20 protein-coding genes are annotated in these 21,033 nt (G+C 47.2%); 7 read left to right on the top strand and 13 right to left on the bottom strand.

Annotation, left to right across the window (positions count from 1 at the left end; genetic code table 11):
* Positions 1-38 precede the first annotated feature (38 nt).
* Together mprF and GVY43_RS11625 are read left to right on the top strand one after the other, a co-directional pair.
* Positions 39-2,531, top strand: a complete 2,493-nt coding sequence (gene mprF / locus GVY43_RS11630; RefSeq protein WP_159563221.1) for a bifunctional lysylphosphatidylglycerol flippase/synthetase MprF — start codon at positions 39-41, stop codon at positions 2,529-2,531.
* Positions 2,532-2,600: 69 nt separating this feature from the next.
* Positions 2,601-3,095, top strand: coding sequence for a hypothetical protein (locus GVY43_RS11625; protein ID WP_159563220.1), 495 nt, complete (start codon positions 2,601-2,603; stop codon positions 3,093-3,095).
* 49 nt (positions 3,096-3,144) lie between these two features.
* Here the strand turns inward: GVY43_RS11625 and GVY43_RS11620 are convergent, their stop codons facing one another.
* The 5 genes from GVY43_RS11620 to GVY43_RS11600 all read right to left on the bottom strand — a co-directional run bounded on the left by GVY43_RS11620 (position 3,145) and on the right by GVY43_RS11600 (position 7,998).
* Entirely contained in the window at positions 3,145-5,535 is a 2,391-nt protein-coding gene (locus GVY43_RS11620; RefSeq protein ID WP_159563219.1) for a carbohydrate binding domain-containing protein, read from the bottom strand.
* Between the two features lie 162 nt (positions 5,536-5,697).
* Positions 5,698-6,267 carry a DUF1349 domain-containing protein gene (locus GVY43_RS11615; protein ID WP_159563218.1) on the bottom strand — a complete coding sequence of 190 codons (570 nt, stop codon included), beginning with the start codon at positions 6,265-6,267 and terminating at the stop codon, positions 5,698-5,700.
* Positions 6,242-6,763 carry an NUDIX domain-containing protein gene (locus tag GVY43_RS11610; RefSeq protein ID WP_159563217.1) on the bottom strand — a complete coding sequence of 174 codons (522 nt, stop codon included), beginning with the start codon at positions 6,761-6,763 and terminating at the stop codon, positions 6,242-6,244. Before GVY43_RS11610 ends, GVY43_RS11615 begins: the two co-directional genes overlap by 26 nt.
* Positions 6,764-6,776: 13 nt before the next feature.
* On the bottom strand, positions 6,777-7,271 hold the full coding sequence (locus GVY43_RS11605) for an LURP-one-related/scramblase family protein (protein WP_159563216.1): 495 nt from the start codon (positions 7,269-7,271) through the stop codon (positions 6,777-6,779).
* Between the two features lie 61 nt (positions 7,272-7,332).
* Positions 7,333-7,998, bottom strand: coding sequence for an HAD hydrolase-like protein (locus GVY43_RS11600; protein WP_159563215.1), 666 nt, complete (start codon positions 7,996-7,998; stop codon positions 7,333-7,335).
* 145 nt (positions 7,999-8,143) lie between these two features.
* Here GVY43_RS11600 and GVY43_RS11595 point away from each other — a divergent pair, with 145 nt between their 5' ends.
* A complete protein-coding gene (locus tag GVY43_RS11595; RefSeq protein ID WP_236548957.1) occupies positions 8,144-8,587 on the top strand; it encodes a hypothetical protein in 444 nt (147 codons plus the stop codon).
* Positions 8,588-8,676: 89 nt separating this feature from the next.
* Here GVY43_RS11595 and GVY43_RS11590 read toward each other — a convergent pair whose 3' ends face one another.
* From GVY43_RS11590 to GVY43_RS11575, 4 genes are all read right to left on the bottom strand, one after another.
* The gene (locus GVY43_RS11590) at positions 8,677-9,327 is read right to left on the bottom strand and encodes a FusB/FusC family EF-G-binding protein (RefSeq protein ID WP_159563213.1); all 651 of its coding nucleotides are present in this window, start codon (positions 9,325-9,327) and stop codon (positions 8,677-8,679) included.
* A 121-nt stretch (positions 9,328-9,448) separates the two neighbouring features.
* Complete coding sequence (locus GVY43_RS11585; protein ID WP_159563212.1) at positions 9,449-9,715, bottom strand: CD3324 family protein; 267 nt, start codon at positions 9,713-9,715, stop codon at positions 9,449-9,451.
* Between the two features lie 246 nt (positions 9,716-9,961).
* Complete coding sequence (locus GVY43_RS11580; RefSeq protein ID WP_159563211.1) at positions 9,962-12,736, bottom strand: glycoside hydrolase family 3 C-terminal domain-containing protein; 2,775 nt, start codon at positions 12,734-12,736, stop codon at positions 9,962-9,964.
* On the bottom strand, positions 12,733-13,809 hold the full coding sequence (locus GVY43_RS11575) for an alpha/beta hydrolase (RefSeq protein ID WP_236548956.1): 1,077 nt from the start codon (positions 13,807-13,809) through the stop codon (positions 12,733-12,735). Before GVY43_RS11575 ends, GVY43_RS11580 begins: the two co-directional genes overlap by 4 nt.
* 139 nt (positions 13,810-13,948) lie before the next feature.
* Here GVY43_RS11575 and GVY43_RS11570 point away from each other — a divergent pair, with 139 nt between their 5' ends.
* A complete protein-coding gene (locus GVY43_RS11570) occupies positions 13,949-15,394 on the top strand; it encodes a DEAD/DEAH box helicase (protein WP_159563210.1) in 1,446 nt (481 codons plus the stop codon).
* 477 nt (positions 15,395-15,871) lie between these two features.
* Here the strand turns inward: GVY43_RS11570 and GVY43_RS11565 are convergent, their stop codons facing one another.
* Positions 15,872-16,072 (bottom strand): hypothetical protein, encoded by a 201-nt coding sequence (locus tag GVY43_RS11565; RefSeq protein WP_159563209.1) that lies wholly within the window; start codon positions 16,070-16,072, stop codon positions 15,872-15,874.
* A 98-nt stretch (positions 16,073-16,170) separates the two neighbouring features.
* Between GVY43_RS11565 and GVY43_RS11560 the strand changes: the two genes are divergently transcribed.
* Positions 16,171-16,782, top strand: coding sequence for a hypothetical protein (locus GVY43_RS11560; protein ID WP_074035206.1), 612 nt, complete (start codon positions 16,171-16,173; stop codon positions 16,780-16,782).
* Between the two features lie 382 nt (positions 16,783-17,164).
* Here GVY43_RS11560 and GVY43_RS11555 read toward each other — a convergent pair whose 3' ends face one another.
* On the bottom strand, positions 17,165-18,358 hold the full coding sequence (locus GVY43_RS11555) for a DUF4317 domain-containing protein (protein ID WP_015880257.1): 1,194 nt from the start codon (positions 18,356-18,358) through the stop codon (positions 17,165-17,167).
* Between the two features lie 280 nt (positions 18,359-18,638).
* Between GVY43_RS11555 and GVY43_RS11550 the strand changes: the two genes are divergently transcribed.
* Together GVY43_RS11550 and GVY43_RS11545 are read left to right on the top strand one after the other, a co-directional pair.
* Positions 18,639-19,271, top strand: coding sequence for an HNH endonuclease family protein (locus GVY43_RS11550; protein WP_074035207.1), 633 nt, complete (start codon positions 18,639-18,641; stop codon positions 19,269-19,271).
* 20 nt (positions 19,272-19,291) lie between these two features.
* On the top strand, positions 19,292-19,534 hold the full coding sequence (locus GVY43_RS11545) for a hypothetical protein (protein ID WP_031424128.1): 243 nt from the start codon (positions 19,292-19,294) through the stop codon (positions 19,532-19,534).
* A 227-nt stretch (positions 19,535-19,761) separates the two neighbouring features.
* Here GVY43_RS11545 and GVY43_RS11540 read toward each other — a convergent pair whose 3' ends face one another.
* Together GVY43_RS11540 and GVY43_RS11535 are read right to left on the bottom strand one after the other, a co-directional pair.
* On the bottom strand, positions 19,762-20,433 hold the full coding sequence (locus tag GVY43_RS11540; RefSeq protein WP_159563208.1) for a DUF3600 domain-containing protein: 672 nt from the start codon (positions 20,431-20,433) through the stop codon (positions 19,762-19,764).
* Complete coding sequence (locus GVY43_RS11535; protein WP_159563207.1) at positions 20,423-20,944, bottom strand: sigma-70 family RNA polymerase sigma factor; 522 nt, start codon at positions 20,942-20,944, stop codon at positions 20,423-20,425. Before GVY43_RS11535 ends, GVY43_RS11540 begins: the two co-directional genes overlap by 11 nt.
* Positions 20,945-21,033: the final 89 nt, after the last annotated feature.

Raw genomic sequence — 21,033 nt, 5'->3', positions numbered from 1 at the left:
ATGCTGTCAGTCCTATGGCAGATAAGGAGAAGATCGCAATGCGTACTCGTTTTTCATGGAAACAATTAAAATGGCTCATTCCTATAGCGTTAATCGGTTTGATTTTGATTCAGAGCGGACAAGAGTTGAAAGACCTCTCGCTCGCGACCGCCTTCACGACACTGAAACAACTGACCGGTTGGGAACAGTTCACACTCATCCTACTCGGTGGGATCGCTGTCTTGACGATGACGGGCTATGACTATTTCCTGCTACGCTCTTTACATATCGAGCTACCGAAACGAAAAATCGTTCAAACAGCGTGGATCACGAACTCGATGAACGGGATGCTCGGCTTCGGCGGCGTGATTGGGATTGCCCTTCGTACATCCCTCTACCGTCCCTATACGGATACGAAACGCCTACTCCGTGCCATCGGCTGGATGACCCCGACACTCATCAGTGGTCTGTCCATTCTTTCCATCGGTGTGCTCCTCGGGATTTTCCCGGCTGGCGGGCTTATCGGTACGAAACCATGGATTTGGCCGGTGCTACTCGCCGTGAGTGCGATGCTCCCATTTTATTTGTTCGTCACATCACGCCGATCAAATGTCGGGTGGTCCACTCTGCTCGGGTACACGATGACCTCGCTCGCAGAATGGGTCACCGCAGGATTCGTCGCCATTTATGCCTTGACGTTACTAGACGGGTCGGCCTCGTTCGTGCAACTCTTCGGGGTATTCATCGTCGCGACGGTCGTCGGTGTCGTCTCCCTCGTCCCTGGGGGTGCCGGAACGTTTGACTTACTGTATCTCGTCGGGATGACTCAACTTGGGATTCATCAAGACATCGTCCTGTCTTCACTAATCATCTATCGATTCGTTTATTTTGTCGTTCCCTTTTTAATTGGACTTTTTCTCGCAGCCATCGCATTCGGAGACCAGGTCGTCAAACAAATCGAGTATCGGCCAATCATCGGGTCCTCTTATGAGATCGGGACCGTCGTCTGGCGCATCGTTTCGCGGACGCTTGCGAGGATTGGACGCCTGACTGGAAGTCTCATCGCACTCATGAGCAGTCTGTTGATTTGGTTCCAGACACTTCTCCCGAGCGTGACGCCACTCTATGAAGTGAATCGCTGGTTTGAATGGATTGGGACCCTTTTCTTATTGAGTGCCGGGCTTCTCATGTTTTTGTCTGTCTATGGCATGTATGTGCGGACAAAACGAACGCTCTGGTTACTGAACACTGCCTTCATCTTAGCGACCATCGGGGTCAGCGCTCGTGGTTTAAACCTGTTTGAGACGTTCGTTGTCATCGGGTTTGCAATGTTCGTCTGGTTGACACGCAAACGACACGTTCGATACCGTTCGATTTTAACGACAGGACGTCTCATCCGAAGCTTGATTTACGTCCTGCTCTATGTCGGCACCCACGCCCTCTTATTGCAGTCATTCGTAGGTACAGACGACTTATTCTTCACATCGCATCAAGCCGGTTGGTTGACGACGTTTGTCTTATTGTTAACTTCAATCGTAGCAAGTGTACTTCTGCTCTTGTTCGATCGTTGGAAACGTCCGGCGCTTGGAGAAGCCTATGATGAACATCGCATCCGACAGTTCCAAGCAACACAGCCCACATCGAGCAGTTTTGACTTGGCCCATATGGCAGATAAGCATTTTTACATGAATGAGGCCGGAGATGCGTGTCTGTTGTTTGCGACGTCTCGGAACCATGCCATCGTCCTTGGTGATATCCAAGGCGAGAAACAGGCTGCGACTTCTCTTTTGACGCGATTCATTGAAGATGCGGATCGAATCGGGTATATTCCTTTATTTTATCAAATTACACCGAATTGGATGCCTCGCCTTCATGATGCCGGATTCACGTTCTTCAAATTAGGGGAAGAGGCGACGATTGACGTCTCGGCCTTCTCCTTATCCGGGAAGAAGCGTGCAAATATGCGCTCTCTCTACAATCAGTTTGAGAAGAAGGGAATCACGTTCGACATCGTCTGTGAACCGAGCCTCTTGCTGTTACAAGAGTTAAAAGACATCTCAGACGAATGGATCGGGAATCGAAATGAGAAAGGCTTCTCTCTCGGATTCTTCGACTATGAAACGTTGACACGTTATCCGATTGCCTTGTTGCGAGATGCGGACGGTGTCGTCGTGGCTTTCATTTCTCTACTCCGGGGAGACGGGGCCATCTCCATCGATTTGATGCGTTCGAAAAATGATGCGCCGACCGGATCGATTGAAGTGTTGATCCTTCACATCATCGAATGGGCTCGCGCAGAAGGTTATGATCATGTCGGACTCGGCGTGGCACCACTTGCCGCCGTCGGAGAGCAGACATTCTCCCATTGGCCGGAGCGCGTCGCCGCCGACATTTTTGAAAACATCAGTTACATCTATCCGTTCAGTGGCTTACGACAGTTCAAACAGAAGTTCAAACCGTCGTGGGAAGGACGCTATCTCGCGTTTCGTCAACGCCGGAAGTTACTACCCTCGATTTTACGGACAGCGCGATTGATTAGTCGGAAAAAGTAAAATCCCTTAATTTGGTTTTTGTGTTACGATATTTACAGATCCTACTACTTTCATCTGTGAGAGGTGACTATGAATCAAATTCAAATACGGCGTTATGGATTTGTATTTGGCTACATTATCTTAATGGCTTCAATCATTGGTGCTATCTTTTTCGCGGACTTCAATTCATCTATTTCGCCGAACCTTGAGCGAGAATCAGCTTCGAAGCGATTGCCAGTCGAGACGGAGTCAGCACCTCCTTCATTCGAAGAGGAAACCACTTTTGAATCCAACGATTTATTGTTCGGAATATCAAATGAGTTGGCCGTTTTCATTATTTCATTTGGTGCAATTTTAGATGTAGTAATCGTCATTTGGTGGGCGTCCCGAGAAAATAAAAAAACTGAACAGCAATCAGGCGAATTAAGACACAAGAGAAGATGGAGAGAGTCGAAATGGTTTTGGAACATCGTCGCTATGGGTGTCATTCAACCGAATGATCAACGATACAAAATCAATTGGTTGAACCTTATATTTGTGACCTTGTTGATTCACGCCCTTCTCTACATGTTATTCCGTGATTAAGCAATAAAAAACGACAGTATATCAGCGCGATATGCTGTCGTTTTTGAATTCATTTCAACGTCACACTCACATTGTCAATTGTGATGTCATGAGCCCCGAGTGGCGACCCTTCTGTGCGTCCCATCAAGAACTTCAATCCTGTGACATCTGTCACCGGCATCGTCACTTCAAACGTGTACGTGTTCGTTTCTGGTGTGACCGCTACGACTTCGCTCAAATAGCGATAGTACCCGACATTCTCTAACGTCACTTCGAATGAACGAGCGACAGTAGAGGATGCATCGAATTGGACGACGTAGGTTTGATCTTGTTGTAACTCAAGACCCACTTGTTCCAAGAGGACACTCCACGCTTCGTTCCCTTCTTGCGTAATCGAGATATGTGCCGCCTCGTTCACCGCTTCGACAGCAGCCTGTGCGTCAAAGTGGACATAGGAGCCCCAGTGTGTGAGACCTTCTGTGAATGCTCCGTTTTTAAGTGGAGACGGGTCGATATAAACTGGTGTGACATCGCGCAATTCGACGTCATCGATTTCAATCACACCTTTTTCAGAACCGAGAATGAACTGAAGCTGACTCATGAGGTCGGTTCCGGCTTCCATCGTGAACGGAATTTCATACGTATCGAACGCTTCAGATAGCGCGATACGCTCTAGCGGAAGGTAGGTATCCTCTTTCGCTCCGTTCAATCCTACTAGCAGACCGTCTACACGCTCTGCACGTGCTTTGAAGCGAAGAACGTATTCATGTCCTTCTTGCAATTGAATGCCTTGTTGCACCAACGTTGCCGGTGCTCCTTTTTTCTTGTTCGTTTCAAAACGGAAGAGACGCTCTACTGAATCGACCGTTCCTGTCCCTTTCGTGACACCTGGGTCGAACGTCCAATACGTCATACGATCCATCGCACCTTGGTCGAACGTACCGTTATATACATGGTTCCCGTCCCCGAGCATCGGCTTCGTCGCATTCGGATCGAATGCCTCACGAGGCGTCTGCTCGACACGGACGTTCCCGATTTGGACACCCGACGTGCTGAGTCCAACGTTGAACTCGAGACGTGCCGCAAGGTCAGTCTCTTCGGTCATATCGAATGTCATCGAGTACGTTTGGACGTCTGTCGTCAAATCGAATGACCCTTCATCTGAATATTTCGCATAGCCTCGTTCCGGACCACCACCGACTTTAACGGCGATTGAACGCGCCGCATCCGCTTTAGCATCAAACGTCACTTTATAGTGTCCACCTTTTCCGAGCGATACATTTTGAATCAATTGATGCGAGTATGGTTGGCTTCCTGCCTGATCAATCGAAATGTCGGCGAATCGTGTCCCCGCCAAGTCGACCACATCGATGGAGCCGACACCACCAAAGTCAGGAAGCGACACGTAGTTCCAATACGTCGGGTTGAGCGCCTGCGCACCGTTCGTTACCGTCGTAATCGGTTCAGTGTAGTTTTCGTCATAGACAAGATTCCCGTCTTCTAAAGGTTGTTTCGAACCTTCCGGCAACACGATTTCTTCATCCGAGTACGTCGGTTCGACAGCATCACGATACTTCCCGTTCTTCAAGTCAAACACACGGACGTAATCGACTTCCATCTCTGCCGGGAATGGTGTCGTCTCGTCAACGTCCCCATCGAACCATCCACCGACCGCCAAGTTCATAATCAAGTAAAAATCTTGGTCGAATGGTGCAGGATAGCTATATTTCGATGCTTTGTTCGCTTCTTTCGCATACCAGTCATTTTGCGTTTGGTAGAGCTGACCGTCTACATACCAACGAATCTCACCTGGTTCCCACTCGACCGCATATGTATGCCACTTGTCGATGCCGTCACCTTCTGCGAAGTGATAATCTTTCCCCGTATATTTGTTGTTCGGCCACGTTTCTCCGTAGTGAATCGTGCCAGCGACTTTATCTGGCTGACTGCCCCACGACTCCATGATGTCGATTTCACCTGATGCGGCCCAACCACCGTAGCGGTCTTCTTCTGGCAGCATCCAAAACGCCGGCCACAGTCCTTTACCGGTTGGAAGTTTGGCTCGCATCTCATAACGACCATATGTCTTACTGAACGTCCCCTTCGTCGTCAACTTCGCCGATGTGTAATCATAGGTGCCGAATTGATCCGATGCTTGTTCTTTCTTTGCACGGATGACGAGCTTCCCGTCTTTCACGAAAGCGTTTTCGTTTTTGTCCGTGTAAAATTGCTTCTCATTGTTTCCCCAACCGGCAGCGACTGGATTTCCGTCTTTGTCGACAATCCAGTTCCCCGTTTCAAAATTCCATTTCGAGTGATCGATTTCAGACTTGCTAAACTCATCTGACCAGACAAGTTTCCACTTAGCGTCATCGGCTTTTGAACTCTTTTCAGCCGGCACCTCTTGTGGCAAGGATAGGGCAAGGCCTGTCCCGAGTGCGAGTGCAACCCATTTCTTCATCGTGCGTCCTCCTTTAGGATAAATGATTGTCATATGTCAGTCCGTACTTTTGAAAGCGATTTCCGAAAGCGCTTTCGATAAATCCATTATAGATTTTTCTTTGCTAAAACTTCAACCACTTTTCGGAAGTGAAATCAAACTGACACATAAAAAAGCACCGACTCACGTCGATGCTTCCCGTAGTTCCCAATTCGAAAATGTCACGTCAAAACCTGTCGCATTCACATCCGGACTACAGGCATATAGACCGATGCGTAACGTCGACACATCGTGAAGGTGAGCGATGCGAAGCTGTTCACGCATACCGTCACCATATTCAAAGAAAATCTCCACATCCCCGTCGGTATAAACCATTTCAAACGTCAAGGGTTGTTGAATCATCTCATTTGAAAAATCACGTGTCGACCAATCGGAATAGCCAAACGAGGTGACGACTGCGCCAAGATGGGACGGTCCGTCCGGAATGTACTCGACAGATGTCTTGATCCAATGGTCATCGTTCACATATAAGACGATTCCGGCCTGATCATATGTATGGCTCGGTTCCATCTGGATTGTCGCCCGACATGTAAATCGTTTGGCTTTAACGTTTGTCAATAACGCATGTGCCGTCATCCGATTGAATCCGTAATGTGTGTTTCGCCAAAAGTCCGTATTTGGCAAAGTGCGGAAAGTTAGCGGTTCAAGTCCGTTCACGCTTTTTGGTTCATTTATCCACTTGTACGTATGCATGACGATCAATCCCTCCCCATTGTCCTCGCATGGCAAACAGTAACGGTATGAATTCATGCTGTTGAATCATCTGCAGAATTGTCGCCTCATCCGCCCATTTCACGGCCTGTACTTCAGATTCTTGAAGCGTCAGCTCATTCAAATCCACTTCCATTTCGACCAAATAAATATCGTCAAACCCTTCGTCAAAATTGACTGTCAGGTGCGGTCGCGTCTGGGATAGATCAAGCTTGAGTCCAATCTCCTCTTCGAGCTCCCGCATGGCGGCTTGCTGGCTTGTATCTCCTACCGTGGCACTTCCACCGACTGTGATATCCCACATGTTGGCCCAACCATCCTTGAACGGTTGGCGCTGTTGAATCAACATCTCGCCCTTCTGGTTAAAGATACACACGTGAATCACAAGGTGATACTCGCCTTCTGGCAATCGATTTCCCCGTTGCCACGTGCGACCGGTCTTTTCTCGGTCGACCGTATAAACGTCCCAAAATTCCATTCGATACTCCCCTTTATGTGGCTGCGCTAGATGACGCTGCTTGATCCGCTTTCGCACAATCGATAGCTACGACGATAGAGATAAGAAGGTGCTCCATCTCCGGTTCTTCGACACGAATCTCGTAACTATCTCCCCATGAGAACCATTTCTTTTGTACACTTCCGATCGAATGTCCATCCTTCGTCACATCAAAATCCATGTCCCACCAATCGCCTTGGACATCAATGCCTGCCGCATCAATCGAATATTTTGGTTTGAAAAATGAAAACTCTTTCGAAATGGTCATCATATCTGCGCCGTCCACTTCCACAAAAAACTTCGGCAAGAAACTGAATGTCTTTTTCGTAATCGTCGTGACCGTCTGATCGTTCGTATCTTTGATTTCGAATGATTTTGGAAACTTCATAAAGCTACCTTCGATGAAATATTTGTCATGTCCGTCCGCATCCTTGATGGTGAAACGTCCGCGTAAGCTTAACACTTTTTGTTTCATGTAGAGCGTGTGCATGATGATCCCTCCGATTTGTTGTAGTCCTTTACTTACGAATCTAACCCTGAAATCGATTCACTTATCGCGAAGCTGTCTCCTTCGAAACGATATCGAGAACTTCTGCTAAGTGATTCACGACGTAATCCGCTTCTTGTAACTCTACTTCTTGTGCGAAGTCAAAACGACAGCCGATTGAAATGAGTCCGTTCGCTTGTGCAGCCATGATATCCGATAATCGGTCTCCGACTACGAAGCCATCCTGAATCTTATACTTCTTCACGATTTCAGCCACTAAATCGCCCTTATCCAACGTGTCGATTTGTTGAATGCTATATGTTGCTGTGATCCAACGGTCCAATTCATAGTGCGTGACGATGGCTTGTAAATAGTCCACCAAACCATTACTTGCGACGAAGATGGAATGCCCCATTTGATGCAATTGTTCAAACAGTTCGAGTACCCCTGCATATAATCCACCATTCCCGTTTTGGATGTTTTTGATGAGTCGTTTTAAGAAATAGGCATCGACCTCTTCTCTAGTTTGTTCATCGTATTGTGGGAGCAATGTGTTCCAAACAACTGGCAACGGTACCCCCATGATGTTCCGATATTGATCAATCGGTGTCGGACCTATCCATTTTTCTTCACTTCGTAAATGATCAAACGTTTCATCTAGCGCCCGTTCCAAAATCAAATCTGTCCGAAACAATGTTCCGTCCATGTCAAAAATCACTGCGTGTTTCATCCGCTTCCCCATCGTTAATCGAATCATGGTTGTCTGTCTATCATACGACAACTTCTGTCAATTCAACTCATCGTTTCGTACTTCGTATAGCTCGAGTAAGATGGTCTTAGTAGTAATCTTTCAAAAACGGATGAGGTGAGCAATGATGTGTCATCAAATTTTCATCGAGATTAATCTTGATTCGTTAACATACTCTGGTCAAATTATTGGCGAAATCAACTTTGTCATTGATACATACGATTATTTCCCGGGAGTAGGATGGTCTGATTTCGTTGCTGTCCTTTTAAAATGGTGGAGTGACAGCTGTCGAGCACTTTTGTTCGCTCCAGTGGCATCCGTTCATTCGTTTCCATTTATGGATGGTCCCCTTTCTATATCCGCCAAAAAGATATCTTTGTCTGAACTCGAATTATCATTTATTAAAGATGGTCAAATGAAGACGGAAATCGGTATCGTTTTAATTAAAGAACTGAAGGTTACTCTTATTAAAGCAACACGACAGTTTATTAATGCAGTAAATCGATTGGGCTGGGAAAATGAAGACGTGGATGTACTCAGACATACAATCAAATCACTAGAAGCATTTTAAAGAATGAACAGACTGCTCGTGAATAAAATTGAAAACCATGCCGCTTGATTTGTTTTGTTGGTTTAACATAAAAAGACCTGACTGGGTTGTCAGGTCTGCAATGCTGTATGAACAAAAGTATGCAAAGCCTCTTGGCTCGTGATGTGTTCGTTGCACGTCTTACTGTCTACACATACATATGTGCCGATGGCTTTGTAATAGTCCGGATTTTTCGCTTGTTTCGCTTTGGTGATCGTAACGCAGTACGTCACATCCGTGAACTGATTACAAAAGGCACATATATTTTTCTTCGTATTCGTACTCGGTTTACATGCAATGCCAATCAATTGACCTTCGTATTGGCAAATCATCAACTTTTGATTGGAACGTCCATCGTTCCAACCTAGATACGTGAGTCGTCCAAAATCAACATCGGATAACTCCGGTAAGCGAAGCTTCTTTTGTTTCGGGAACAAACTCTTCAGTTGCTCGGCAGAAATAACGGGAAATGGTTGAACCCATTCTCGTAATCGTTGCATATATTCGTCGAACGCTTCGTTCGTCTGTAGCGTTGTGAACTGTAACAGCTTCAGTTGTTCAGTCGTTGCCTCAGGGAATGCATACATCACTTTCGCTTGTGCCAAGTCGATGACTGCTCGCAAGACAGAAGGCGGCAAGCTTTGCATTCGACTCTCTTTGACGAGCATCACTTGTTCTTTGATGAGATTATATTGTTCGTTTTGAATAAATGGATCTGACATTTTGTCGCCCCCTTCCTTAATTCTCAGTTTACAGGAAACAATGCTTCCTTACTGTGTACACTTTGATTAAGAAATATAGTCGACCTAAAAAGGCACGACTAGCGAACTAGTCGTACCTCATTCATTTCGAACGGTATACAATCTTTCGAATCGTGTGCGTCGCCAAATGATAGGACATGGCCAGATTTTCGATTCGCTCTCCGTTCCGAAACGCTGCGCGTATGGCTTCGTTTCGTTCATCAAGTAATTGTTTTCCACCGTTGACCGACCCCCATTTCCGTTTCGTGTCAGTCGGGGTCGGCACATATAACGTTTCACCTTGTACGTATTGTTGCACCTCTTGCAACAATCGTTCTGGCAGGATTTGTTGCGCATTGACGTACTTCATCATACCTCGCTCCTTATTGAATGAATCCAATCCGATAAGGGAGCAAAGCCAAGTGGTTTACGTTAAAATCAAGCGATCAAGGTATTCGTTTCGCCCCATGCAAGTGATCGCCTTTCGTCCAAATGGCTTTGCATGAGTGCGTGAAGACCTAGAAAATCGAAGCCGATTTTCCACGGGTATGCGCCTCCTTTGCGATGTGTCGTTCTTTTGATTATACCGGATTCAATGAATCGGCAAAAGGGCAGCTCAGCCGTTCTTCATACTGAATTCATCTGCGAGCGTGAAGGACACGTCCTTCACTTCTAAGCCGCTTAACGCGAAATAGAGCTGGAGATAATTATGCTGGTTCAAGAAGAAGACCTGCTTCGTCTGCGTCACCCATTCTCCGTCCGTCCCATTAAACGTGAACGTCGCACCCGGGATATTGTTCGCAAACAATGTCACCGGCATCTGTGCCAACTCTCCCGCGTTCGAACGGGCAGTCAACGTGATGTCATACGTCCCCGTTTGGTCGACCGAGATAGCGAAGACGTGTGTGTTTCCGGTCGAGGTATCGATTCCTGACAAATCCACATGTTCCCCGTTTTCGAGATGTTGATAGTCCAACTCAAATGTATCCTGTTGATTCATCTCATCCTCAAAGCCGAGCACCTCGACTGAACCGTCATGAATCCCGAGAAGACGCTCCATCGCCGGTGATTTCAAGATGAACGTACAAATATTACGCGCGCTCCGCAACAACTCGCCCCGTGTGACACTCCCTTCTTCGAGTGATGCCATCGTGTTATCCTCGAACGAGTTGAGGTCCGGACGGTCGACGACCATGTACAAGTCGTTTTGTGAGCGAACCATCGCTGCCGTATTTTGACGGTTGGCCGACTCATCCTCACGGAAGTTCACTTTTGCCCACCAGTCTGTCATGACGATGCCTTCAAAGCCCCACTCATCACGTAAGATACGCGTATTTTGATCGTATAGACCGGCCGTCCAGATCCCGTTGACCGCGCCATATGTTGTCATGATGGACGATGCGCGTCCTTCTTTCACCGCCATCTCGAACCCTTTCAAATAAATCTCGCGTAACGCCCGCTCCGAGACGACCGAGTCGATATCGTGACGATGCGCTTCTTGGTTATTGGCGCTGAAGTGTTTGAGCGTTCCCGTCACCCCGACACGATGCATGCCGTTCAATTGAGCGACCGCCATCTTCCCAGTCAAATGCGGATCTTCCGAGAAATACTCGAAGTTTCGACCATTCAACGGGTTACGGTGAATGTTCATCCCTGGTCCGAGCAACGTGTCGACGCGGTTTTTTCGCATCTCAAGCCCAGTCATCTCAAACAAGTCTTCGACGAGGTCGACGTTGAACGTGGAAGCTAAAAGCGTCCCGTTCGGAAGCGCGAACGCCTTCGTCCCGATATCCATGCGAATGCCTGATGGACCATCGGCACAACATGCCGCTGGAATCCCAAGCTCGTTCAACCGGTCGGATACGCCACCAAACGCCGCTGCCGTCCCCGGTGTGACGCGTGGAGAATTCATCCCTTGTCCGCGGACAATCGCAGCCAAATCTTCATCCGTCAATTGATCTAAGAATGTGTCGAGTGAAGCCTTTCCATGATACACATCACTCAATTTGATGTCTTGGTCATCTGTGAAAGGTCGCTTCTCAGGACGTTCTTCCAAATAGCGCGTCTCCACGTCAACGGCGCGAAGCGGCGTCGACTCGTAGCCTACTTCAAATCCTTTTTCGCCCTGAATCGGTTTCATCCGTTCGAACGGGAGGACGGGCGCCATATTTTCACTTAACGTCTCGAGGACACGTTGCTCCTGTTGCTCGACTTCGAGAGCGAGTGTAGCCGAACGCACATCCGTTCCGACGTACAACCGATACGTTCCTGCCTCTAAAACGAAGCTCGATTCATAACCCGTCACGCCAGAGTCGTCATAGCTCGCAAAGTCAGTCATCTGGACGTTGAAAGAAAGGATTTGGCGCTCGCCCGGTTCAAGAAGCAAGGTTTTCTCGAACGCCACCAATGACCGGAGCGGATTCCCGAGCTTCCCTTGCGGTTTCTCGACGTAGAGTTGGACGACTTCTTTCCCATCGCACTCACCCGCGTTCGTCACTTCCACCTCGACCGTCAGGACACCATCAGTTTCTGCGGTATGCTTTACCTCCGTTTTGAACGTCGTGTAAGACAGTCCGAATCCGAATGGATATAAGACATCCTCCTTCGCGAACGTTTCGAAGTAGCGATAACCGACATAGATGTCTTCTTGATAAATGCCTTTATCTGCATGACCAAAGTTCTTCGTCGACGGATAATCTTCAATCGATTGAGCAATCGTATCCGTCAGTTTCCCGGAAGGACTCACATCTCCGACGAGCACGTCGACGAGTCCTTTTCCACCTTCCATCCCACCTTGCCAAGCATAGAGGATGGCACTCGGCTCCTTCGCCCACTTCATGTCGATGATGTTCCCAACGTTCAACACGACGACCGTCTTGTCGAAGCGTTTCGTGACGCGCTCGATCATCGTGTGTTCGATATCCGTCAATAAGTAACTACCCGGATCGGCCGTGTTGTCACGGTCTTCTCCTGCCGTACGTCCAATCATGATGAGGGCGACATCTGATTCTTGTGCCACCTGTTCGACGAGTTCGTCCGTTACGTCCATCTCCTGTTGCGACCACGGTTCACCGGCCCAACCGACACCTTGGTCGAACGGATTCTCCTTCACCCATTCCTCATACGTCGCATAGAGCGATTCATTGATATGAATATCTGGACGCTCGCGCAATGCCTCGAGCGGCGTCGTGACATGTCCGACGTTCACCATCCCGCCTGAGCCCGTACCGCTCTTGTAGTAATGGAACTGGCTACGACCAAATACGGCGAGCTTCGTCCCTGACTGTAATGGGAGGGTCTTCTGTTCGTTTTTGACTAACACGACACCTTCCGCGACCGCTTGACGTGCCAATTCCTCATAACGAGTCCAATCCAATGTATACTGTTTCATTTCGTCAGCTCCTTAAGTCCTTTTGCGATTACATTCATACAATCGTCTGCCTGTGGATAGTCTCCCAACTTGTCCATGAAGGCATGGTCCATCCCCCGATATTGAATGAGGCGTGTCGGGACACCCGCTCGTGCCAGTTTCCGCGCATACGCCTCCCCTTCGAGTCGTAAGTAATCGTACTCCGCCGTCACAATCAAAGTCGGTGGTAGGCCTGAGACATCGTCTGCGAATAATGGTGAGACGAGCGGATGCGTGACATCCACCTCCCCTTGAAGATAGAGGTCATTTAAGAGCGAATCCGAGTCGGCGAGGGCGAGCACGACACCTCGAATTAGGTCGTGATGATGCGAGATATCATAAGCATCGAGCGCCCATTTAAAATCATCTGTCGGAATCGAACCCAGATTGACGACGGGATAGACGAGCGCTTGATAACAAATGCGTCCTTCCCCTCGTTCTTGCTCCATCAGACAGCAAGCCGTTGCCAAATTACCGCCAGCACTATCCCCTGCGACAGCAATTTGATCACGAAGGACGTTCAACTCCGTCGCGTTGGCATATACCCATTCCAAAGCGCGGTAACAGTCATTCAATCCGGCCGGGAACGGATGCTCCGGGGCGAGACGATAATCGACGGAGAGGACAACCGCGTTCGCTCGTTCCGCGAGCAACTTACAAGGATTCTCAACCGTCTCGAGCGTGCCTCCGAAGAAGCCGCCACCATGGAAGAAGAGAATGGCTGGGATGGCTTCAGTATGATGCGGACGATACAGACGAACCGGGATGTCACCGTCCTCACTAGGAATCATGAGATACTCGGTTTTGATATCAGTCGTCGTCTGATCCCGGTTCGGCCACCCCATGCTGGCGCGTGCCACCTCGAGGTCAAATGTTGTATCCGGTTCATCGTGCGAAGAATGATTTGCGGTCAACGTCGCAAAGACACGTGGGTCAAGATCGCCGGTACGGTCTGCATCCGGTATGGGTTTGATGACGGTTTCGAGGTGGTTTGTTCTCGTAAGTTGCTGATGCTGATTCAAATAATCCATGAGATTTTCATAACTGTGTTTCAATATGTAGACCCCTTTCACCAGTACTTATTTTTATATGAAATTGGCTTTCCTAATGCCTTTCGGTCTATAATGGACTGTATTGCAAATAGACATTGAAATTTTCTGAAGCAGAAGTTTTCACGAAAGAATGAGGTTACCCATGAACAAACAACAATTTACTGATTATCGCCTGAGCGACGAGATTACGCGCGCGCTAGGCATTATGAAATACGAATCACCGACTGAGGTACAACAGCAGGTCATCCCGCGTGCGCTCAAGCGTGAAGACTTAATCGTCAAAGCACAGACCGGAAGCGGAAAGACAGCTGCTTTCGGAATTCCGGTCATCGAGCTCATCGACTGGGCCGAAAACAAACCACAAGTGCTCGTCTTGACACCGACACGCGAACTCGCCGTTCAAGTACGGGAAGACATGACGAACATCGGACGTTTCAAACGAATCAAAGCGACTGCCGTCTACGGGAAAGAACCGTTCTCGAAACAGCGTGAAGAGTTGAAGCAAAAGACACATATCGTCGTTGGTACGCCAGGTCGCGTCATGGACCATATCGAGCGTGAGACCCTCTCACTCGACTGCGTCGAATACTTGATCATCGATGAAGCGGACGAGATGCTCAACCGCGGCTTCCTCGCTGACGTCGAGAAGATTCTTCAACAGTTGCCGAAAGACCGCGTCACGATGGTCTTCTCAGCGACATTCCCACAAGATATCGAACGTCTCTGCCAGAAGCATATGAATGCTCCGGCACGTGTCGCGATCGAATCGACCGGCATGACCGCTTCGACAATCGAGCACCGCCTCCTCCCGGTTCACCGGAATGAGAAACTGGCTGTGCTTCAAGACATCACGGTCGTCGAGAACCCGGACAGCTGTATGATTTTCTGTCGGACGAAGGAGAACGTCGATACGGTGTACGCCGAGCTCGACAAAGCCGGTTACTCGGCTGAGCGCCTCCACGGCGGACTCGAGCAAGAGGACCGTTTCGCCGTCATGAACGGCTTCAAGATGGGTAACTTCCGCTACCTCGTCGCGACAGACGTCGCAGCACGTGGAATCGATGTCGACAACGTCGAACTCGTCATCAACTATGACGTTCCTGTCGAAAAAGAAAGTTACGTGCACCGTACAGGTCGTACCGGACGTGCCGGCAAACAAGGAACGGCAATCACGCTCATGACCCGTCAGGAAGAACGTCTCATCAACGCGATTGAATCATACGTTCAATTCGAGATTCCGATGATCGATGCGCCGACAGAAGCGGAAGTCGCGGCTAACCAAGATGCCTTCGAGCAGAAGTTGAGCGGACGACGCGTCGTTCGAAACAACAAGACGGCTCGTATCAATCAAGACATCATGAAGCTTCACTTCAGTGGCGGGAAGAAGAAAAAACTTCGCGCCGTCGACTTCGTCGGAACGATCGCCAAAATTCCTGGCGTATCTGCTGATGACATCGGAATCATCACAATCAATGATCAAATGACTTACGTCGATATCCTGAACGGAAAAGGTTCGATCGTCCTTCAAGCGATGGAGACGACACCGGTCAAAGGGAAGAAACTCAAAGTAAGCAAAGCGCGTAAGTAATACAAATCTAGCCTCAAAGATGATATTCGTCTTTGAGGTTTTTTGTTGTTTCACAAATTCCGAAAGCGCTTTCGATAAACACTAAAAAAATATGGCTTTTAGAAAACGTTTTCACCTGCATCATACCTGTATCAAAGTTCGAATTCAACCTTCCTCACTCACATTATGGAACCGCATTGGTGACCGATCTACTTTGTTGCATCGGCTAGATGGACCTACTCGTTTTAAGAGCGAATGCAGAACTCTGATATGTAAAAACCAATAAAAAGGGGGAGAGTAATTTCCCCCCTTCCTATTAAGTACGTTGCGAAAGACGAATAAAAAAAGCGGTATATTTCGTGCCGTTTCCGGAGTTTTGACGATATCACGGAACCCCCTAGGTCCTGCCTGGTCTATCACAGAAAGTGATAGCAGTTTATCCTTATGCTCTTTTCCCTTGTTTTTCTATAGATGATTGAGTTTTTTCTGAATTCTTAATTAATCATTCAATTTATGTTCTTTAGATTGAAAACCTTCTTTAGGAGATAAAAAGAATACGATAGACAATATAAAAAGCGCTACCGGAAATGTTACTAAAGAAATATCAAATTTGACAGAACTAACAGCATATTCTCCATATAAATAAATACCCATCCATAAAGAGGAACATAGCAAAATCACAGATGACAAATTTTTCATAATTATCCACCTTTCAGTTGATATCTCACTACCTTATATTACCATATAAGTGTGGAAGCGCACACGAAATACTCTAAAAATTAACAAGGAGAGGTAATATGAAAAAAACATTTATCATGACTTTTATCGTTTTTTTGTTTTGGGGAGCGAATGTAGATTTTGCTAACGCAGAAAAGATAGATACTGTAGATCTCAATGACGTTATACAAAATATCTCCCCAGAATTATCTGAGTATCCTTATAGTAAAGTGTTAGACAATGGAGAAATTCTGTTTTTCCAATCGAAAGAAGATTACGAATCATATTCACCGCCTAGCAACTACCAAACATTTAGTACTGGAGGATATATTACGAAACCTGAAGTTATAAGCACTAAGAATGCTTCAAAGCTATGGATTGGTTATCATAGCGGAACACCTGAATGGAGAAAAGTTAGCTCGCATGTATTAACTACAAATAAAACCTACTCAGTGAACGGTAGTTACAAATATAAAGAGTTCACTTTAAGTACCGGATTCACTCATTCGGTTTCAGTATCGTCTACCTTCCCTGCAGACGCTCGTAGATACAGTAAGTTAGGAGTGCGAGGAGATTTTACATTCCAACATATTAAATCGACCGAATATCATTATGGCACACCTACTGGAAGAGTAACTTATTATGCCAAGGCCATAAGAAAAGATGAATACATCGACACTGCGTACCAATAAAAATTCTGATCAATAAATTCAAAAAATGACTCCGGTATTATTACTGAGTCATTTTTAATACTATAATTATTTGTTACTCATTACATTAGAGGGTTTTTATACCTTCCGAGAATAGTAAGTTGAGCTTCATCTATGTAAAGGATGTTAGAAAATAATCACCTACATCCTCTCCGGTCGTACCATATCCCCGACGGTGCTTAGGCTATGTACAGGGCTTTCCCTCCTTCCACTGCTAAAGTCACATCGATTGTCAAAAAAGAGCCCAAGAGTTGTGTCTTGGATTCATTGCTGGAATCGAAAATCTTGAACATCCCCTGTGTATCCCGAAATAGACACATGATTCTTCTCATCGACTCGAACGGATGCAACAATTTTCCCACAGTTAGTCTAACGACTCTTCCGAGATGAGTTTGAACCCTTCAATCTCCGTCTCCTCTTCCACTTCAATCAACAAGCACGGTTTCCCTTTATAGTTCACCTGCTTCACGTATTTCAAGTCTTGCGGACTGACCGAGATATTTGCGACCTTTGTATTAATCTTGATTGATTTTGACGTATACTTCGGAACGACACTCGTCGCTTTCATCTCATATTTCGTATCGTCGACGACTTGCTTGAACGCCTGCTCGACTTTCTCCGTCGTCACATCTTCCACACCACTCGCCCGTAAGACGACCTCGACGGCACGGGAGTCGAGCATCGCTACTCTCTCTTCTTCCTGTTCGTTCTCTTCTTCGGCGACAATGATTTGATTGATCTCATCATAAACGGTCGCGAGAGTCCGGGAATTGACTTCTTCTCCGATGACCGCTTTGACCACTTCTTCGAAGACCGCCTTCTCTTCCACTGCCGTGACAATCTCCGAACCGTTCAACACGTTCTCAATGAACGTCATATCCGGTTGATGCGCTTTGTGTGCCGAATAAAGCACATGGTTCACATCGGCCGCGTTGTCCGTGAAGCACGGGAATAAGAATCCGCCGATCGGCGCCTCGAGTTTGATGATCGGATTCACAATCAAGCTGGCTTTGAACTCCCGCTCGACGAAGTCAAAGACGAGTGATTTTTTCGGAAGCTCTGTCGGGCTGATGCTGCCGAGGATGAACTTCGTCGTATACACCTCATCGTTCGCGTGAATCTCAGACTCTTCCGAGTACCGGTTCGTCGGCTTATTATAATTCCCCCGGATGAACGTCACGACCATATCCTTCTCAAACGGCGTGTCTTTCACCATCTTCAACGCGATGCGTTGCATATAGTCCGTCCAGACGTCGGTCTCTTCCGTACGAAGTCCTTCATACAGCAAGCCTTGCGTATGGTCGACTTGACCTTCCTCAGGATATTGGAACTTCACTTCGAACAGTTTTTCATCAAGTTTTCCACCGAGCACTTTTTTGAAGTTCGTCAAAAACAGCTCCTGCTGCTCTTCTTCTAAGAACGGGAACGGACGCAACTCTTCGTAATAAATCTCATTCGTTTCCTGTCGGATGTAAATCGTATATAAGTCAGCAATCTTTAGCTTTGTCGCATTTACTTTAAACTGTCGGCGAATCGCCGCAATCTCTTTCTTGTTCATTCCATCCACCTCTTCTTTTCTCTCCATCCATGTCACCCATTATACCAGTCCTGATCGCTCACTAGTTCCAAAGAAATAACACCGGATTGTCCATTAATGCTAGAGAAGGATTTGCGATAGTCTTTCTAATCATTTTGCAGATTTTCACACTTTTTCAAAATCGTCCTGTGTATGATCAAGTTGAATTTATCGCGTGATGTTTGTCTCACTAGTTGTTTGATGAAAGGTTGCCCACTTGCTCGACAAGTGTTCATTCCAAATACATAGTAGGAGGCTTTATATGTTGAAGAAACTTATGTCTGTCGCACTTGTCGCCTTGCTCGTCTGGATTTCCGCATCGTTTGACGCTACACCAGTCTCTGCTTTCCCACCGAACATCCCATCGAAAGCGGACGCGCTCACGAAACTGAATGCCCTCACTGTCAAAAATGAAGGGTCGATGACGGGGTATAGTCGTGACCTCTTCCCGCACTGGTCGAGTCAAGGAAGCGGTTGTAACACGCGTCACATCGTCTTGAAACGAGATGCTGACTCGGTCGTTGACGAATGTCCGGTTGCGACTGGCTCATGGTACAGTTACTATGACGGAATCACGTTCACCTCAGCCTCTGACATTGATATCGACCACGTCGTTCCGCTCGCTGAAGCATGGCGCTCTGGCGCAAGCAGCTGGACGACGACAAAACGTCAAAGCTTTGCGAACGACTTGAACGGTCCTCAATTGATTGCGGTGTCCGCTTCATCGAACCGCTCAAAAGGAGACCAAGATCCGTCGACATGGCAACCCCCTCGCACCGGCGCTCGCTGTGCGTATGCGAAGATGTGGGTCGAAACGAAGAGTCGTTGGGGCTTGAGCCTTCAATCAGCAGAGAAGTCAGCACTCACGACAGCCATCAATGCTTGCAGTTACTGAGTTAGAAAAGGAGTCTTCGAATGAACGAAATCACTTCGATCTTTAAGGCAACCCACGGTGTCATGACGGAAGAAGTCGGTGTCATCAGTGGTGAGTTGGAACTGACGACGGCGTGTCAGGAAGATGGTTCCTTGACACTCCACATCACGTACGTCGGAGCGAAAGATGTATATACGCTCCCCGGCAGTCCCTATCAGCTTCATGACCCGAACGATCATACTGTCATCCATCAGATGCTCGTGAATGTTCTCGAACGGACGTAAAAAGAAGGAGTTGATCACTCGATTTGAGTGACCACCTCCTTCTTTTACTTTTTCATCATTTTTACAATGGATCGGATGACAAGATATGTCACGCCGAAGACGAACGCCACTAAAAGAAGACTTGCACCACCAATGATTCCGAATGTGAACATGTTTGTACCTCTTTTTCATTTTCTGAATTAGAACATGATGAAGATAACATATTTTCCCATCCTTATGAACCATGACTAGTTTTGTTGTTGCTTCCGATTGACCTCTCGAATAATCGCGAGTGCCTCTTCATAAGACTGTCGCAACTCATCCGGCATGTCTTCGACATACTCCCCAGCACGTACTCGAATCGATTCTTCTCGCATAAGCGCTTCGATATATGCGTCATATTCTTCAGCAGTCAACACATCACGTGCAGCAGGCTGATCGTTCAATTGATCGAAGTATGGCTGAAGATCAGCAAGTGCCTGCTTCACTTCCGCTCGTTCCGCCTTCGGAATCGCTTCATAATCGACATTTCCGTTCGTATTTCCATAAGCGATTCGCGTATCCGTGAAGTTGCTCAGACCTCGCTCGAACTCTTTATATTCTGCCTCACCCAATACTCCTTTCGCTTGATTCAATTTGGCGTCCAATAACAAGTATTTCTCTAAAGTAGCACTGACGATATGTACTTTCATCTCGTCAAACGAACCGTATAACTCATCCGCCAAGAGGGATTGATAAGCGAATGCACCAGTAGGGATGAGTAGTGCCGCTGCGATTCCGACCGTCATCAACCGCCGACGGATAAATCCTGGTTCCCGGCGCATTTCTTGTTTCGCTCGCTTCACACCTTGGCGCCCCCGCTCCCGTAGCTCACCCGGAATTTCGATGTCTGCCAACACTCGCTTCATCTCACGATCCATAGCAATCGACCTCCTTCCATTCTCGTCTCAATTTATCGACAGCTCGATATAAAGTTGTCTTCACCGTCCCAATCGGCCATTCCAATAAATCTGAAATTTGTTGAAACGTGTAGTCTTGATAATATTTCAACACGACCACGCTGCGCTCATCCTCATGAAGGGAATCCATCATGTCAGCGAGTGTCATCGTTATCGCGTAATCCGTTTCCATACTTCCAATTGACTCTTCAAACTCCGGTATCAAATGAATCACATTTTGCCTCTTCTTCATGACATCGAGCGCACAGTTGATGGCAATCTTCATCAACCACGTCTTCAAAAATTGTGGTTCCCGTAACGTCCCGATCTTTTTAAATGCTTGATAAGCGACTTCTTGCACGACGTCGAGCGCATCATCCGGATTTTTGACGTATACGTAGGCCATCCGATATAGGTCGGCCTCGTAATGCTGAAAGATCTTTAAGAACGCTTGATCATTACCTCGTTGCGCTTTCTGAATGAGACGTTTCATCGAACGTCCCCCCTTTTCGTTTTTTCCCTTACACTCATTAGACATGAAACTCGTCCATTTGGCTTTACTCATTTGGAAAAAAAATGAAA

Source organism: Exiguobacterium sp. 8H, assembly GCF_902506255.1.
GTDB classification, from domain to species: domain Bacteria; phylum Bacillota; class Bacilli; order Exiguobacteriales; family Exiguobacteriaceae; genus Exiguobacterium; species Exiguobacterium profundum.
This window is presented reverse-complemented; position numbering and strand designations above follow the sequence as displayed.

What these genes read in the sequence shown, in the direction of transcription:
- mprF (WP_159563221.1), top strand. Translation starts at nt 39, where the DNA reads ATGCGTACTCGTTTTTCATGGAAACAATTAAAATGGCTCATTCCTATA.
- GVY43_RS11625 (WP_159563220.1), top strand. Translation starts at nt 2,601, where the DNA reads ATGAATCAAATTCAAATACGGCGTTATGGATTTGTATTTGGCTACATT.
- GVY43_RS11620 (WP_159563219.1), bottom strand. Translation starts at nt 5,535, where the DNA reads ATGAAGAAATGGGTTGCACTCGCACTCGGGACAGGCCTTGCCCTATCC.
- GVY43_RS11615 (WP_159563218.1), bottom strand. Translation starts at nt 6,267, where the DNA reads ATGCATACGTACAAGTGGATAAATGAACCAAAAAGCGTGAACGGACTT.
- GVY43_RS11610 (WP_159563217.1), bottom strand. Translation starts at nt 6,763, where the DNA reads ATGGAATTTTGGGACGTTTATACGGTCGACCGAGAAAAGACCGGTCGC.
- GVY43_RS11605 (WP_159563216.1), bottom strand. Translation starts at nt 7,271, where the DNA reads ATGCACACGCTCTACATGAAACAAAAAGTGTTAAGCTTACGCGGACGT.
- GVY43_RS11600 (WP_159563215.1), bottom strand. Translation starts at nt 7,998, where the DNA reads ATGAAACACGCAGTGATTTTTGACATGGACGGAACATTGTTTCGGACA.
- GVY43_RS11595 (WP_236548957.1), top strand. Translation starts at nt 8,144, where the DNA reads ATGTGTCATCAAATTTTCATCGAGATTAATCTTGATTCGTTAACATAC.
- GVY43_RS11590 (WP_159563213.1), bottom strand. Translation starts at nt 9,327, where the DNA reads ATGTCAGATCCATTTATTCAAAACGAACAATATAATCTCATCAAAGAA.
- GVY43_RS11585 (WP_159563212.1), bottom strand. Translation starts at nt 9,715, where the DNA reads ATGAAGTACGTCAATGCGCAACAAATCCTGCCAGAACGATTGTTGCAA.
- GVY43_RS11580 (WP_159563211.1), bottom strand. Translation starts at nt 12,736, where the DNA reads ATGAAACAGTATACATTGGATTGGACTCGTTATGAGGAATTGGCACGT.
- GVY43_RS11570 (WP_159563210.1), top strand. Translation starts at nt 13,949, where the DNA reads ATGAACAAACAACAATTTACTGATTATCGCCTGAGCGACGAGATTACG.
- GVY43_RS11565 (WP_159563209.1), bottom strand. Translation starts at nt 16,072, where the DNA reads ATGAAAAATTTGTCATCTGTGATTTTGCTATGTTCCTCTTTATGGATG.
- GVY43_RS11560 (WP_074035206.1), top strand. Translation starts at nt 16,171, where the DNA reads ATGAAAAAAACATTTATCATGACTTTTATCGTTTTTTTGTTTTGGGGA.
- GVY43_RS11555 (WP_015880257.1), bottom strand. Translation starts at nt 18,358, where the DNA reads ATGAACAAGAAAGAGATTGCGGCGATTCGCCGACAGTTTAAAGTAAAT.
- GVY43_RS11550 (WP_074035207.1), top strand. Translation starts at nt 18,639, where the DNA reads ATGTTGAAGAAACTTATGTCTGTCGCACTTGTCGCCTTGCTCGTCTGG.
- GVY43_RS11545 (WP_031424128.1), top strand. Translation starts at nt 19,292, where the DNA reads ATGAACGAAATCACTTCGATCTTTAAGGCAACCCACGGTGTCATGACG.
- GVY43_RS11540 (WP_159563208.1), bottom strand. Translation starts at nt 20,433, where the DNA reads ATGGATCGTGAGATGAAGCGAGTGTTGGCAGACATCGAAATTCCGGGT.
- GVY43_RS11535 (WP_159563207.1), bottom strand. Translation starts at nt 20,944, where the DNA reads ATGAAACGTCTCATTCAGAAAGCGCAACGAGGTAATGATCAAGCGTTC.